The sequence below is a fragment of the Stenotrophomonas sp. genome (assembly GCF_050737075.1).
Classification (GTDB): Bacteria; Pseudomonadota; Gammaproteobacteria; order Xanthomonadales; family Xanthomonadaceae; genus Stenotrophomonas.
The window spans coordinates 1-13,753 of the sequence record NZ_JBOHXV010000067.1 but is presented as its reverse complement, the minus strand read 5'-3'; the positions used below and the strand labels follow the sequence as shown (position 1 = coordinate 13,753).

10 protein-coding genes are annotated in these 13,753 nt (G+C 62.5%); 6 read left to right on the top strand and 4 right to left on the bottom strand.

The window, feature by feature from the left end; genetic code table 11:
• The first annotated feature begins 112 nt into the window (after positions 1-112).
• Positions 113-817: a hypothetical protein gene (locus ACREPD_RS15380; RefSeq protein ID WP_431600131.1), complete on the top strand. Its 705-nt coding sequence runs from the start codon at positions 113-115 to the stop codon at positions 815-817.
• Entirely contained in the window at positions 814-5,847 is a 5,034-nt protein-coding gene (locus tag ACREPD_RS15375) for an RHS repeat-associated core domain-containing protein (protein ID WP_431600130.1), read from the top strand. Before ACREPD_RS15380 ends, ACREPD_RS15375 begins: the two co-directional genes overlap by 4 nt.
• A 73-nt stretch (positions 5,848-5,920) precedes the next feature.
• On the opposite strand, the gene ACREPD_RS15370 is transcribed toward ACREPD_RS15375, so the two are convergent.
• Positions 5,921-6,343, bottom strand: a complete 423-nt coding sequence (locus ACREPD_RS15370; protein ID WP_431600129.1) for an HIT domain-containing protein — start codon at positions 6,341-6,343, stop codon at positions 5,921-5,923.
• A complete protein-coding gene (locus tag ACREPD_RS15365) occupies positions 6,340-7,011 on the bottom strand; it encodes a dienelactone hydrolase family protein (protein ID WP_431600128.1) in 672 nt (223 codons plus the stop codon). Before ACREPD_RS15365 ends, ACREPD_RS15370 begins: the two co-directional genes overlap by 4 nt.
• Before the next feature lie 211 nt (positions 7,012-7,222).
• Here ACREPD_RS15365 and rimO point away from each other — a divergent pair, with 211 nt between their 5' ends.
• Both rimO and ACREPD_RS15355 read left to right on the top strand, forming a co-directional pair.
• Complete coding sequence (gene rimO, locus ACREPD_RS15360) at positions 7,223-8,590, top strand: 30S ribosomal protein S12 methylthiotransferase RimO (protein WP_431600127.1); 1,368 nt, start codon at positions 7,223-7,225, stop codon at positions 8,588-8,590.
• Complete coding sequence (locus ACREPD_RS15355) at positions 8,587-9,423, top strand: DUF3025 domain-containing protein (protein WP_431600126.1); 837 nt, start codon at positions 8,587-8,589, stop codon at positions 9,421-9,423. The genes rimO and ACREPD_RS15355 overlap by 4 nt, the downstream gene beginning before the upstream one ends.
• A gap of 81 nt (positions 9,424-9,504) precedes the next feature.
• On the opposite strand, the gene greB is transcribed toward ACREPD_RS15355, so the two are convergent.
• Both greB and ACREPD_RS15345 read right to left on the bottom strand, forming a co-directional pair.
• Positions 9,505-10,011 carry a transcription elongation factor GreB gene (greB, locus tag ACREPD_RS15350; protein WP_431600125.1) on the bottom strand — a complete coding sequence of 169 codons (507 nt, stop codon included), beginning with the start codon at positions 10,009-10,011 and terminating at the stop codon, positions 9,505-9,507.
• A 4-nt stretch (positions 10,012-10,015) separates the two neighbouring features.
• Entirely contained in the window at positions 10,016-11,521 is a 1,506-nt protein-coding gene (locus ACREPD_RS15345) for a helicase HerA-like domain-containing protein (protein ID WP_431600124.1), read from the bottom strand.
• 135 nt (positions 11,522-11,656) lie between these two features.
• On the opposite strand from ACREPD_RS15345, the gene ACREPD_RS15340 reads away from it, so the two are divergent.
• Both ACREPD_RS15340 and ACREPD_RS15335 read left to right on the top strand, forming a co-directional pair.
• Positions 11,657-13,258: a transglycosylase SLT domain-containing protein gene (locus ACREPD_RS15340; protein ID WP_431600123.1), complete on the top strand. Its 1,602-nt coding sequence runs from the start codon at positions 11,657-11,659 to the stop codon at positions 13,256-13,258.
• A 70-nt stretch (positions 13,259-13,328) separates the two neighbouring features.
• A complete protein-coding gene (locus ACREPD_RS15335) occupies positions 13,329-13,691 on the top strand; it encodes a ribonuclease E inhibitor RraB (RefSeq protein WP_431600122.1) in 363 nt (120 codons plus the stop codon).
• The last annotated feature ends 62 nt before the right edge of the window (positions 13,692-13,753 follow it).

Genomic DNA, 13,753 nt, shown 5'->3' with positions numbered 1-13,753 from the left:
CGTGGGTTCTCCTTGCCTGGATTCGCGATCCGGTGTTGGCGCCGCCTGGCCTTCAGGCCTGCCCCGGTTGCCGCATTCCTGATCCCTCAACCGAAGTTGGGAGCGCACCGCCATGATCGACACCAATCTGATGAACCACCTGACCACCGATCACATCCAGGTGGATCCGCGTAGCGGACAGGCGTCGGCCCGTATCGCCATTGCCCAATTGGTCGCCAACAACCGGGTCGGACCGATCTTCGATGTGGCTTTCGTCTATCGAGGCAAGGAGGACGACTGGCAGCTTGCAACGACGCGTATTCGCAAATTGCCCAATGAAGAAGATGACAAGCTGGTGTTTGAAGTCAGCTTGGCCAGCGGCGCGACGTTCATGATGTCCGGTACGCGTCTGACGTGCCCGACGTTTGTCATCAACATCGACCCATTGGGGGCGGTCATCTACCACCGCGATGGAACGGTGGAGACCCTTATTGAAGTCGGGCCGGAACCCTGTAGCGATAAAGAAATCTCGGACTTCAAGTTCATACCCGATAAGCACAAAGCAGCCGGCGACGAATATGTAAAGCTGGGCATCCAGCCGCGTGCCTCCCTGAACTATGTTCTTAAATCGATCACCACCCCGCTGGGACATCAACTGACGTTTGAATGGAGAATCTGGCACGAGGATCGCCGGATTACGCTCGCGAGACCCCGGCTGAGTCATTACCGTCTTCATGCGATCAAGGATGAGAAGCGCACGTTATTGGCGTTTGATGAAAAGACTCCCAATCGACCTGGGCACTTCAAGCTCTTCCCCGCGTTGCTGGTAGTGAGTTGAAATACGATCTCTTGTACGCAGACGTTGCAGATCCCAATGAGAACCATACGGCGTTCTATCAGTATGGCGACGGCAAGCGAACCAAGACGACACTCGCGCCGCTAGATTTTTCTCACCGATTGACCAGCATTTCCGTCGGTGGCGATGGAAGACGGAGCTACAAGCGGGAAATCGCCTACGAGCAAGGGTCGCTGAAGTCCATCAATTCATACGTGTCAGGCGCTGCCACCACGGGTGAAGTGCTAGTCCGTGCTGAAGGGAAAGTGGCTTCCTGTGAGAGGACCAACGTTGAGGGGATGAAAAACCTGACCACGCGATACTCGTATGGCCGAACAGAGGGAAGCAGCGAATTTACAGCCGAAACCGATGATGCCGCCAACACCAAGGTCGTCAAGTTCTTCAACGCTGCGGGGCGGCAGACGAAGGAGGAGACCACCACGTATGGCGCAACCCGGGTCGTGGAGCAGAATATCGCAATCGATCCTGAGACAAAGCGGACGGACGGTGCCAGCCTGGATTATCCGAAGGATCACCCTGAATTGGGGGTTGTCGTCAAGTGGAAAATGGACGGTGACGGGAACCTGCTGAGGCTGGAGAAGGACAACCTGGTAACCGAATACACCTACTGCACGACCCTGCACCACATCAAGAAAAGCCTGGAAGAATTGAAGGACAGCAACAATGACTTCTGGAGCTACTTGTTCTATCCGGTGGACGAATTGCTGTGGGTAGCGGGCGCCGGCAGCGGGTTGACGTGGGCGAAAGAGGAAAAGCGCGCACATACGAAGGAGTCGGCGGGCTTCAGCCCTGGAAAGGAGCTTTACAACCTGCCCCTGGCACTTTCCTACCCGGGGGAGCGTTATGGCTTTGACCATTTTGTCGAGTCGGAGGTGATTTGCAGGAGGGATGGGGAAGTCGTGTCATTCCTCCAGGCGAAGTTCTATTCCTATAAAGGGCTGAAGCCGAAACGGGCAGTAGGCGTTGAGAATCTCACGAAAGGCGATGTCCCCGTCATTGAAAAAGTGCTGACGGTGATTGATCCTGATCTCGTATCGGTGAGTACGTTCGACCAACGCTATGCAGCGCTTATTGCTGGTGGGGACGATGTTGTCAAATGGATGGACGGTCTGCCCAAAGATGGACGATTGAATGTCGACTTTCGTTCGGAATTGGGAACCCTTGGCGAGAAGCCGCGCGACCCCCGTGAATGGATCATGTGGCACATCCTGAACGACCTGGAGGAAAAGCTTTTTCAGAAATTGTTCATCGGTCTTGTTGAGTCTAGCGAGGTGCGCAAGGACAATCTTCAGCGTCTGGTTCCGATCATATCGAAGAAGGTCGTAGAGGAATTGGCGACACTGAAGCTTCAAGCCCTCACAGGCTCGCGCCGCTGGAAGCTGGCCAGTCACAACGGCCCAATGACGGTGGAGACCATTGATTACAGCACTGATCCGGCAGACTATGGTTTGCCTTCGCGCATCCAGGTGCATTTGATTGACAAGGCGGGTGCCAAGGTCACGAACTCGAACGTTGATACGGTCATCAAGCGTGAGTACCTGAATGATCAATTTGTATTGAGTACCGATGTCACGTCTGAGGACGGCAGTAAAGCAAGCACCAAGATCAGGTGCTCATCGTTGACGGGGCATGTTCTCGATGATGGCAAGGCTTCAAAGACGGCCGCCCCCAAGCCCGCCGCCCCCAAGCCCGCCGAGACTGCAGCCCCCGCCCGAGAGAACTCACGTCGAACCGTCTTCGACGACCTGGGGCGGCAAATCGAGGTGCAGATGGACAGAGGCGGAAAGACTCTCGTCCTGTCAAAGATTGAATATGACGAGTACGGTCGTGTGGCGGAGCATGCTGCACTCGATTATCTGGCGAACGGAGACAAGTTGACGGAGCGCGTCGTCACGTCGTCATACGATGATAGAGGCAATCGCACCCTCGTTCGAACATTGCGCGACGGCGCTGGCGAGTCAATCGAAACCTTGACGGACGTGTACTCCACGCCGGCTGATGGGCTGACCACGCTGACGCGAGGAGAGGCTGTATTCAACCGCCAGTACGATGCCGCGAACAACACGGTGACCGAGTGGGAAGAGAAGGCGTTCCCCTACCTCAAGACAGTGACTACCTCCAGCGTCGAAGGATGGCTGAAGAAGGTCGAGTACTTCAGTGTGACGGCGAAAGACAAAGAGACGTCGCTGGCGCACCGGACGCTTGAGCATGATGCGACGGGACGCTGCACGAAGGTCTCGCAGACCGATAGCCAGGACAGGACTTGGCAGTACGACGTGTTCGGACGGGTGACCCAACTGGTGTCAGGCGACGCGACCGTCAAGAACGCCTACCCTGACCATACCGCCGCTGCTGTTGCCACCAAGGCCAGCTTGTCTGATGGAACCGCGACGATTGAGTTGGGAACACAGAAGTGCGACGGATTCGGCAGGGTGTCGGCCTTACAGCCCAAGGGGCTTGCGGAAACCAAATTCGCTTATACCGACGGCGGCATGAATTGGGGGCGCGACAGTGGTGTTGGTGATCCTGAAGGCCTATTCCACAGCGTTTCCGGGAACAGCGCGCAGCTCCTCGAGGGAGATGTGAAGCCAGAAGTGAAGCCAGAGATGACGCCAGAAAAAAGGCCGCACTTGCACTCTATTTCCCTCAAAGTACCCATCGACATCGGACCGTTCGATCCCACGAATAGTGCGCTTGTTCATGTCGACGATGCTTTCAAACAGGGATTGCCGGAACTGGATTTAAAGCTGGTAATCCAGGGTGTGGTCTCTGAGTCCAGTCACGATCCGGAGCCACCGCCCGAAATACTGCCTATCAAAATTGCATCTCCGTTCGATCAGGGCGTCGAAACGGCACGAGGTAGTGAGTTCTCCAGTACGCTGGACCTCGCCAGCCTTACCTACAGCGAAACGTACGAGGGACTTACTTCTGAGTCGACGTATAGTCTGCAAGGTAGCCTTGTTCAGTTCAAGGACATCGCGGGAAATACGACCCAATCGACCTATGACCTGCACGGAAGGATCAGCAAACTCAGTACGACGGGCAAGGCAGAAACGCTTTTCGAGTACGACAGCGAAGGCAAGCTGTTGAAAGAAACGGTCAAGGATCTGTCCACCGAGAAAGAAATGGTGATCACCTTTGACTACGACGTTATGGGTCGCGAGATCAAACGCACGTTTACCTGTGATGGCTTTGATGCATTGTCTATTGATCGCACGTTGTTGAGCGACGGTCGATTGAAAAAGAGCGTTCTGATGGTCAAGGGGACGGAGTATCGGAGCGACAACTACGAGTATCAGAACGATGGTCGGCTGGCTGCATGGTCTTGTACGGGAAAACACCCGCCAACGAACTACATGCGGAAAGCGTATACCTCTCAGAAGTTCAACTATGACACTCTGGGAAATCTACTTAAACCGGAGGGCGTTTCCCCGGAAGGTCCTCTCGTTTCGACCTATACTTTTTCCGGTGAAGTTCCGGGGCAGATATCGACGGAAGACGGCCGCCCGGTCGTCAATGATCAGCGAGGTCGGGTCATAAAGTGTGGGTTGGACACGATCAGCTACCATCCTAACGGTCAGGTGAAGCGCTTTGATCGTGTAGGTTCTGGTCAGCATTACGCGTTTAACTATGACAGTCTCGGTTGTATTCGCAGCCTCGTTTCCGACCTGGATACTCATACGTATCACTACCGGGGAAACAAGGTTTATGCCACGCGGCTGGTGATCGCGCCCTGTCCCACCTCTACTCTGAAGTGGTGCGACCGGACCATCATCCTGCTTAACGAGAGCTCAAGTTGCCTGCTGCAGCAGGTTGGCACCAAAGAGAAGCTTGATAGTGAGGTCGAGACCACCACCAGCTTTGAGTTGCGTGATGCAGCCGGCTCTATTTTTGCCAGTTATGACCTTTCTGCCGCAAAAGTTAAGTACTTCAGCTACACGCCATTCGGCTGTCGCTGGCCTTCGGGCAACTCAGGGGTTACGTGGTTGGGCTTCAAGGGTGAGCCAATGAGTCCGATGGGGCTGTATCACCTGGGCAATGGCTACCGCCTGTATGACCCCGAGAATTGCCGTTTTCACTCACCGGATTCCTGGAGTCCCTTCGGATGGGGCGGTGCCAGCCGCTACACCTATTGCAGCAACGATCCGGTCAATTACAGCGATCCCCGCGGGCACCGGATCGAAGTGTGGAGCGAACGGCGCCGTTTGGAAGACCCGCTCCTGAATGACCCGATGAACATTGTAGGGGTGGTCGCCGGTGTTATCAGCGTGGCACTGGCGCCTTTCTCCTGCGGTGGGAGTATTGGATTGCGGATAGCGGCGGGTTTGATGGCTGCTGGGCTCGGAGGAGTGTCGACCGTGTCGATGGTGATCCAGAAAAAGCACCCCGAACTCTCCGCGCTACTGGACGGTCTGACGCTTGTCTCCGGGCGCGGTATCGGTAGCGCCTTCGCACGCGCCGGGCGCAACTCGCGCTTGGCGCGCACTGCGCTGGCAGGAAGACCCGCACCTGCGACCACGCGCACGCTGAGTGCGGCAGGCCATATGGGCGATGCTGTTGACGCTCTTGGTGCAGGCATGTTGGCCAAAAGTCTCTACGACTTACTGAGCAGTGACGGCTCTACGGACAGCGGGAATACTCCCGTCGTCAGCGCTTTGTCCTATTTTGCGGTGAATCCCGCACCAGGCATTTACGCGCCAGCATTGTTCCAGGATATCCCTGCGATCCCGGTCGATCAGTTCCTCGCCAGCTGCACGCCGTTGCAGAGCGCCATTGCCCGGGGTTGGGAAACCCAGGAAAAGATCGATGTTGCGGCTGTCCTCAAGGCCTACATGCTTTCTGCCGGCACGTTGACCATGGAAAACCGCGGGCCCTCGGCGGCAGGAAACAAAATGCTCAATGACTTGGCGATGTACGGCCTGCACTACACCGACCCGGATGGCATGTTCTGCCGGGGCAACTCACCAGATTGCCTGGCGGAGGTTTCAACCCGTTACAAGCCCTTCGCCTGAGAGCCCGGGGGCGAAGGTTGAGTCGGGCGGCAGTTGCTGCCGCCCGCCTTGACGGTCTCAAAGAGACGGCCAATCAGGTCTTGGGCGAGTATCCCAGCCGTTCCTTCCACATTGCCACACGCTCCTGCAGCACCGCGGCATCGAAGGGCCGGGGCTGGCCATTGCCCCACACCGGCGCCGGCCACGCCGGGTCGCCGACATGCCGGCCGACCACGTGGAAGTGCAGCTGCGGCACGATGTTGCCCAGCGTGGCGAAGTTGATCTTCTCGACCCCGTCGGTGCCCTTGAGCGCCTTGCAGCACCGGTTCAATTCCGATCGCAGCTGATCCTGCTGGTTGCCGTCCAGGTCCAGCCATTCGGTGATGCCCGCCACGCGCGGCACCAGCACCAGCCAGGGATAACGTTCGTCGTTCATCAACCGCACTTGCGACAACGGGCCTTGGTCCACCAGCACGCTGTTGGTGGCCAGGCGTGAATCCAGTTCGAAATCGCTCATCCAAGATGCTCCGCAAAGAAGACTAGGGTGCGTTTCAGTGCCAGCTCGGCACTGTCCGGATCATACGCATGTCCGACGCTGCGGTTAAAGGCGTGATCGGCGGGGTAGACGAAGGTGTCCATCTTGGGCAGCTTCTCGCGGTGGGCCTGGATGGCCTCCGGCGGGATGCTCTTGTCGTGGGCACCGAAGTGGAACATGACCGGCGCCTTGGGCGTTTCGTCCAGGAACTGCACGTTGCGGGCGCCGTAATAGCTGACCGACGGCAGGCCCAGGCGCAGCGCGGCGAGCAGGGCGATGCTGCCGCCCCAGCAGTAGCCCACCGTGCCGACCTTGCCGGCCGGGGCCAGTCGCGAGGCGGCGGCGCGGACCACTTCCAGCGCCTTCTCCACCCCCAGTGCGTTCACATGCTCCAGGCCCTGTTTCACCCCGTCCGCGTCGTACGGCAGGTTGTCGGGATCGGCCTCGGTACCGTCGATCAGGTCGAAGAACGAGGGGGCCAACACGGCGTAGCCTTCCGCGGCGTAGCCCTCGGCCACCTCACGGACATGCGCATTCACGCCGAAAATCTCCTGGATGACCACCAGGCCCCCGCGCGGCTTGCCCTGCGGCGTGGCCTGCCAGGCCCGGACCGGACCGTGATGCGTATCAAGCGTGACCCACTCACCCATTGCCAGACTCCTGTTGGTTCAGACGTTCATTATCCGCGCGGCGCAGGTTAGCGGGGTGTCGCGGGCGTGCACGGCGTGGCGGTTGGTGTTGCCGCAGCAGCCGATGCATTCAGGGCTCGGCCCCCAACGCCGGTATACTTGCCGCCGTTTCCGGCCCCAGGTCCCCCCGCCATTCCGGCGTGGGCCCAGGCCCCCAGAGTCCCGCGATTCCATGTCCCAGCTGAACCCCAAAGTCGGCTTCGTCAGCCTTGGCTGCCCGAAGGCCCTTGTCGATTCCGAGCGCATCCTCACCCAGCTGCGGGCCGAGGGCTACGACATCGTTCCTTCCTACGATTCGGCCGACGTGGTGGTGGTCAACACCTGCGGCTTCATCGATTCGGCGGTGACCGAGTCGCTGGACGCGATCGGCGAGGCGATGAACGCCAACGGCAAGGTGATCGTCACCGGCTGCCTGGGCAAGCGCCCGGAGCAGATCCGCGAGGCGTATCCGGACGTGCTGGCCGTGTCCGGCCCGCAGGACTACCAGAGCGTGATGGAGGCCGTGCATGCGGCGCTGCCGCCCAAGCATGACCCGTTCGTGGACCTGGTCCCGGACTACGGCATCAAGCTGACCCCGCGTCACTACGCCTACCTGAAGATTTCCGAAGGCTGCAACCACCATTGCAGCTTCTGCATCATTCCCTCGATGCGCGGCAAGCTGGTCTCGCGCCCGGTCGACGAAGTGCTGCGCGAAGCCGAGCGGCTGGTGCGTGGCGGGGTGAAGGAACTGCTGGTGGTGTCGCAGGACACCTCCGCCTACGGCGTGGACGTCAAGTACGCCGAGCGCATGTGGCGCGACAAGGCCTACCAGACCCGCATGAAGTCGCTGTGCGAAGGGCTGTCCGAGCTGGACGCCTGGACCCGCATGCACTACGTGTACCCGTACCCGCACGTGGATGACGTGGTGCCGCTGATGGCCGAGAACCGCATCCTGCCGTACCTGGACATTCCGTTCCAGCACGCCAGCCCGCGCATCCTGCGGCTGATGAAACGGCCGGGCGCGGTCGACAAGACCCTGGAGCGCGTGCAGCGCTGGCGCCAGCTGTGCCCGGACATCACCGTGCGCTCGACCTTCATCGTCGGCTTCCCGGGCGAGACCGAGGCCGAGTTCGAGGAGCTGCTGTCGTTCCTGGACGCGGCGCAGCTGGACCGCGTGGGCGCGTTCGCGTACTCGCCGGTGACCGGCGCCACGGCCAATGACCTGCCCGACCCGGTGCCTGAAGAAGTGAAGCAGGAGCGTCTGGCCCGTTTCATGGCCCGCCAGGCCGAGATCTCCGCCGCGCGCCTGGAGGCCAAGATCGGCACCGTGCAGCAGTGCCTGGTGGATGCGATTGAAGACGGTATCGCCGTGGCCCGTTCCAAGGCCGATGCGCCTGAGATCGACGGCCTGGTGCATATCCAGAATGCCGACGAGGCCCGTCTGCGCGTCGGCCAGTTCGTGGACGTGGAAATCACCGAAAGCGACGACCATGATCTGTACGGCGACGCGCTGATCGACGAAAGCCCGGCGAAGAAGCTGCTCGACCTCAAGGTGCTGTGAGCGAGGCGGCCGCCACCCCGGCGGCCGGGCGCCGGCGTTTCATCGCGCCGGCGCGCGCGGACGTGGACCCGATGCGTTTCGCGCATCCGGTGTTTGCTGCGTTCGGTGCGTTCGATGACGTGATGGTGTCGGCTGACTGGCCGGGCGTGGCAGCGCTCGATCAGCGGCTTGGCGTGCCGGGCAAGCGGCTGGTAGAGCAGGACGAGGTGTTGCTGGCCGACGGCCTGCATTACGAACGGCGCATCGCGGCCGGGTGCATCGCCACCCGTGCACAGAACTGGCACGACCTGTTCAACGCGCTGGTGTGGGCGCGCTATCCGGCGATCAAGCGGGCGCTCAATGCGCGACAGTGCCGCGACCTGGATGGCGAGGGTTCGGGAGGGCGCACCCGCGCGCAGGCGGCGCTGACGCAGTTCGATGAGACCGGTGTGGTTGTGCGGGTGCGCGATGCGGCGATGCTGCAGGCGTGGAATGGCCACGATTGGAGCGCTCTGTTCCTAAGGTGGAGAGAGGACTGGAGCAGTGGCACCATCGCGGTGGCTGCCGTGTTTGGGCATGCGTTGATGGAGCAGGCGTTGTTGCCGTCCCGATTGTTGGTGGGCAAGTGCCTGGTGGTGCAGGGCGATGATGATGCGCAGGCGGTGGAGCAGGTGGCGCGGGCCATTGTGCGTGGTGACGTGCTCAATGACCCGCTGGAACTGCGGCCGCTGCCGTTGATGGGCATTCCGGGCTGGCATTCCGATCAGGACGAGGCGTTTTACCGGAACGCCGAATATTTCCGGCCCGTCCGCGAGGGCAGGGTGTATCCCGGGCCGCATGGCGCGTCGCGGTAGGTTCGGTTCCCAAACGAACGCCGACAACGGTTCAACGCCCGGTAACGCATTGCGACGAACGGCGTAACCGCCGCCACCGCTTCACCCCGCCTCGTACTCCACGGCCAGAATCGCGAACCCGGTGCGGCCGCTCGGCAGTTCCACCTCGAACTCGTCGTCCACGCGTTTCTTCAACAACGCACGCGCCAGCGGCGAGTCGATGCTGATCCAGCCGGCGCCCGCATCAGTCTCATCCGGGCCCACGATGCGGTAACGGCTGGTATCGCCGCTGTCCACGTTCTCCAGCTCCACCCACGCGCCGAAAAACACCGCGCGCGGATCAGTAGGCACAGTGTCCACCACCCGCAGCGACTCCAGCCGCTTGGTCAGGTAGCGCACGCGCCGGTCGATCTCACCGAGCTGCTTCTTGCGGTAGGTGTACTCGGCGTTCTCCGAGCGGTCGCCCTCGGCCGCAGCCGCGGCCAGTGCCTTGACCACCTCGGGGCGGCGAACGCGCCACAGGTCGTCCAGCTCGTTCTTCAATCGCTGATGGCCCTGTGCGGTAATCAGGGCCGTACTCTTTTCCGCCGGGGGACGCCAACGCGACATTCGATCAGCGCTTGCCGCCGAAGATGCCGCCCAGGATGCCGCGCACGATCTGGTTGCCCAGCTTGGTGCCCACGGTCCGGGTGGTCTGCTTGGCCATGGTTTCGATCATGCCCTGGCGGCGCTTGGTGCCGAAGATCGCATCCTTGATCGACTGGCCGAAGCCGCCTTCCTGCGCCTCGTCCTGCTGGCGCGTGCGCGCTTTGGGCGCATCCGGTTGCTCCACCGCCTTGGCGGCACGCTGGGCCAGCAGTTCGGCGGCCGACTCGCGGTTCACCGCCGTGTCGTAACGGGTGCCGACCGGGCTGCCCGCACGCACCTGCGCGCGTTCGGCCTCGGTGATCGCGCCCATGCGGCAGCGCGGCGGTGCGATCTGGGTCTGCTGCACGGGGGAGGGGATGCCCTTGTCCTGCAGTGTGGAGACCAGCGCCTCGCCGGTGCCCAGCTTGGCCAGCGTGGCAGCGACGTCCAGCTTGGGGTTGGGCACGAAGGTCTCGGCGGCGGTCTTCACCGCCTTCTGGTCGCGCGGGGTGAACGCGCGCAGCGCATGCTGCACCCGGTTGCCGAGCTGGCCCAGGATGTTGGCCGGCACGTCGTCTGGGAACTGCGAGCAGAAGTACACGCCCACGCCCTTGGAGCGGATCAGCCGCACCACCTGCTCGATGCGCTGCACCAGCGCGGCCGGGGCGTCGTTGAACAGCAGGTGCGCCTCGTCGAAGATGAAGACCAGCTTGGGCTTCTCCAGGTCGCCCACTTCCGGCAGCGTCTCGAACAGCTCCGACAGCAGCCACAGCAGGAAGGTGGAGTACAGGCGCGGCTTGAGCACCAGCTGGTCGGCGGCGAGGAGGCCGATCACGCCGCGTCCGTCGTGATTGACCCGCATCAGGTCGGCCAGTTCCAGCGCCGGTTCGCCGAAGAACGATTCGCCACCATCCTGCGACAGGCGCAGCAGCGAGCGCTGGATGGCCGCCACCGACTGCGCGCTGACCAGGCCGTACTCGGTGGAAATGTCCTTGCGCTCTTCGGCGACCAGGCCGAGCAGGGCGCGCAGGTCGTCCAGGTCGAGCAGCAGCAGGCCGCGGTCGTCGGCCAGCTTGAACACGATGTCGAGCACGCCGGCCTGGGTGTCGTTGAGTTCCAGGATGCGGGCCAGCAGGGTCGGGCCCATTTCGCTGACGGTGGTGCGCACCGGGTGGCCCAGTTTGCCGTACAGGTCCCAGAAGATGGTCGGGCTGGCCGCCGGGGCGTAGTCGGGCACGCCAAGGTAGCGCGCGCGCTGCAGCAGCGCCTCGGTGCCGGCGCCGGCAACGGCCAGGCCGGATACGTCACCCTTCACGTCGGCCAGGAACACCGGCACCCCGATCCGCGAGAAGCCTTCGGCCAGGGTCATCAGGGTGACGGTCTTGCCGGTACCGGTCGCGCCGGCCACCAGGCCATGGCGATTGCCGAACCGAGGTTGCAGGGTCACGGCGATATCGTCGGTGATGCCTTTGCCGAGGAGGATCGGATCCATGGTCAACTCGCTCTGTGGACGTGCTATGTGAATGGGCGGGATTCTAAACGTCGGCGGGTGTCGGTCACCTGACCGGGTTGCCCCGATGCGAGTGGCGCGGCTACTCTGCCCCTTCTTTCGCCCACAGTGCCAAAAATGCCCGTTCCTGTCTTGCTTGTCCGTGGTTGGCCGCTGTTGGCGCTTGCCGCCGTGCTTTCCTTCGTGCCCGAGGCCCATGCCCAGCGCGTCTCTGCCCGTGACCGGGTGAAGGTCGAGGCGCTGGAGCAGCGCATGGCCGCGGCCGAGAAGCGCTATGCCAACGCGCTGGTGCTGGTCACCAACGCCGACCCGAAGGGCAAGAACGAGGGCGACGCCGCGCTGGAGGACATGGAAGACGTCATCAGTGCCTGCGTGGCGCAGAAGGGCTGCCAGGTCAGCAACCTGCTGGTCACCTACAAGCGCCTGCTCAAGAACAATGCCGATGCGCGCGATGGCGACGACAGCGACGGGATCGCCAGCGATGGCGGCCTGCTGGAGGCCGACCCGGACCATGTCGGCCCGTTGACCGCCGATGTGCCCGAGGCCGCGCGTGCCGCCGCGCTGCTCAACGACAAGCGCCACGCCTTCGACAACATGGTCGAGTACAACCCCGCGGTGCAGGCCGGCATCCGCCGCTGGCTGACCGACATGCGCCCGGCGTTGATGAATACCTACGAGAACTACCAGACCCTGCGCGCGGTGATGTGGCCGGAATGGGAAAAGCGCGGCCTGCCCGAGGCGCTGCTGTTCGGGATCATGGCCAAGGAATCCAATGGCCGCGTGCACGCCTCCTCGCGCGCGGGCGCCGCCGGGCTGATGCAGTTCATGCCGGCCACTGGCCGCCGCTTTGGCCTGGGCCCGGACGGCACCGGCTTCGACACCCGCTTCGACGCGCGCAGTGCCGCCGAAGCCAGTGCCAGCTACCTCAACGAGCGCATGCGTGAGCTCAACAACAACGTGGAACTGTCGCTGGCCGGCTACAACGGCGGCGAAGGCCGTGCCGGGCGGGTATATCGCCAGAACGTGGGGCAGAGCTTCTGGGTCGACAGCGTCTACAACCAGTTCCCGGCAGAAACCAAGGACTACGTGCCGATGGTGATCGCCGCGGCGTGGATCTACCTGCACCCGCAGCAGTACGGCGTGGACTTCCCCAAGGTCAGCGCGCAGCCGGCCACGATCCGCCTGTCCAAGTCCACCACCATCTACGAGCTCACCATCTGCCTGGGCAGCACCGGCACCCGCGACGGCTACATGCGCGCGCTGCGCAACCTCAACCCGCGCTACGAGGCCGACGGCTGGATTCCGGCCGGGACGATCATCAATGCCACCACCCGCATCGCCGGGCTGTACAACCGCTACTGCGTGAGCGGCCCGCGCGCCGACCTGGCCCGCACGCTGATCACCGCTGACCTCAATGCCGCCATCGTGCGTCCCACCGCAGCCAGCTACACCGGCAATGTGGCGGTCGGCAGCGTGGTGCCGGTGGCGGGCGTGCAGCCGACGGTGCCGGCGACCACCCCGGTCGCGCCGGTGGCCGTGGCCAAGCCCAAGGCCAAGCCGGTGCGCAGCCACAAGGTCGGCAAGGGCGAGACCCTGGGCCGGATCGCCGACAAGTTCGACTGCGACGTGCGTGAGCTGGCCAAGGCCAACGGGCTCAAGGCGCCGGCCTACGCGTTGCGCCAGGGCCAGGCCATCAAACTGCAGGGATGCGGCAAATGACACGCAAACCCGGTAGGCTCGCGCCCATCGCTCCTGCGCCGACCGGCGGCAGGGCACTGGAGGAACGCTGATGGATATCACCGCAATCAACGAGATGTTCGCCAACATCCGTGAAAACACCGATTGGGATCTCAACGGTCCGCTCGTGTGGGGCTACTTCTTCGTCAACACCACCCCGGAGCCGCTGCACGGCCTGGCCACGGTGTTGGAGGGGCAGGGCTACACCGTGGTGGAGGTGTTCGAGCCGGAGCTGGAAGACGGTGAGGCGCCCTACCATGTGCTGCACGTGGAGCGGGTTGAAGTGCACAGCGAGGCCTCGCTGGACGTGCGCAACCATGAGCTGCAGACGCTGGCCGAAGCCAACGGGGTGGAGGATTACGACGGGATGGATGTAGGGCCCGTTGAGTTCGCGCATGACGCGGGCAATGCCTGAAAAAAACGCCCCGCGAAAGCGGGGCGTTTTTTTATTACGTAGAGCCACGCCGCGCCGAGTGA

What these genes read in the sequence shown, in the direction of transcription:
- ACREPD_RS15380 (WP_431600131.1), top strand. Translation starts at nt 113, where the DNA reads ATGATCGACACCAATCTGATGAACCACCTGACCACCGATCACATCCAG.
- ACREPD_RS15370 (WP_431600129.1), bottom strand. Translation starts at nt 6,343, where the DNA reads ATGAGCGATTTCGAACTGGATTCACGCCTGGCCACCAACAGCGTGCTG.
- rimO (WP_431600127.1), top strand. Translation starts at nt 7,223, where the DNA reads ATGTCCCAGCTGAACCCCAAAGTCGGCTTCGTCAGCCTTGGCTGCCCG.
- ACREPD_RS15340 (WP_431600123.1), top strand. Translation starts at nt 11,657, where the DNA reads ATGCCCGTTCCTGTCTTGCTTGTCCGTGGTTGGCCGCTGTTGGCGCTT.
- ACREPD_RS15345 (WP_431600124.1), bottom strand. Translation starts at nt 11,521, where the DNA reads ATGGATCCGATCCTCCTCGGCAAAGGCATCACCGACGATATCGCCGTG.
- ACREPD_RS15365 (WP_431600128.1), bottom strand. Translation starts at nt 7,011, where the DNA reads ATGGGTGAGTGGGTCACGCTTGATACGCATCACGGTCCGGTCCGGGCC.
- ACREPD_RS15335 (WP_431600122.1), top strand. Translation starts at nt 13,329, where the DNA reads ATGGATATCACCGCAATCAACGAGATGTTCGCCAACATCCGTGAAAAC.
- greB (WP_431600125.1), bottom strand. Translation starts at nt 10,011, where the DNA reads ATGTCGCGTTGGCGTCCCCCGGCGGAAAAGAGTACGGCCCTGATTACC.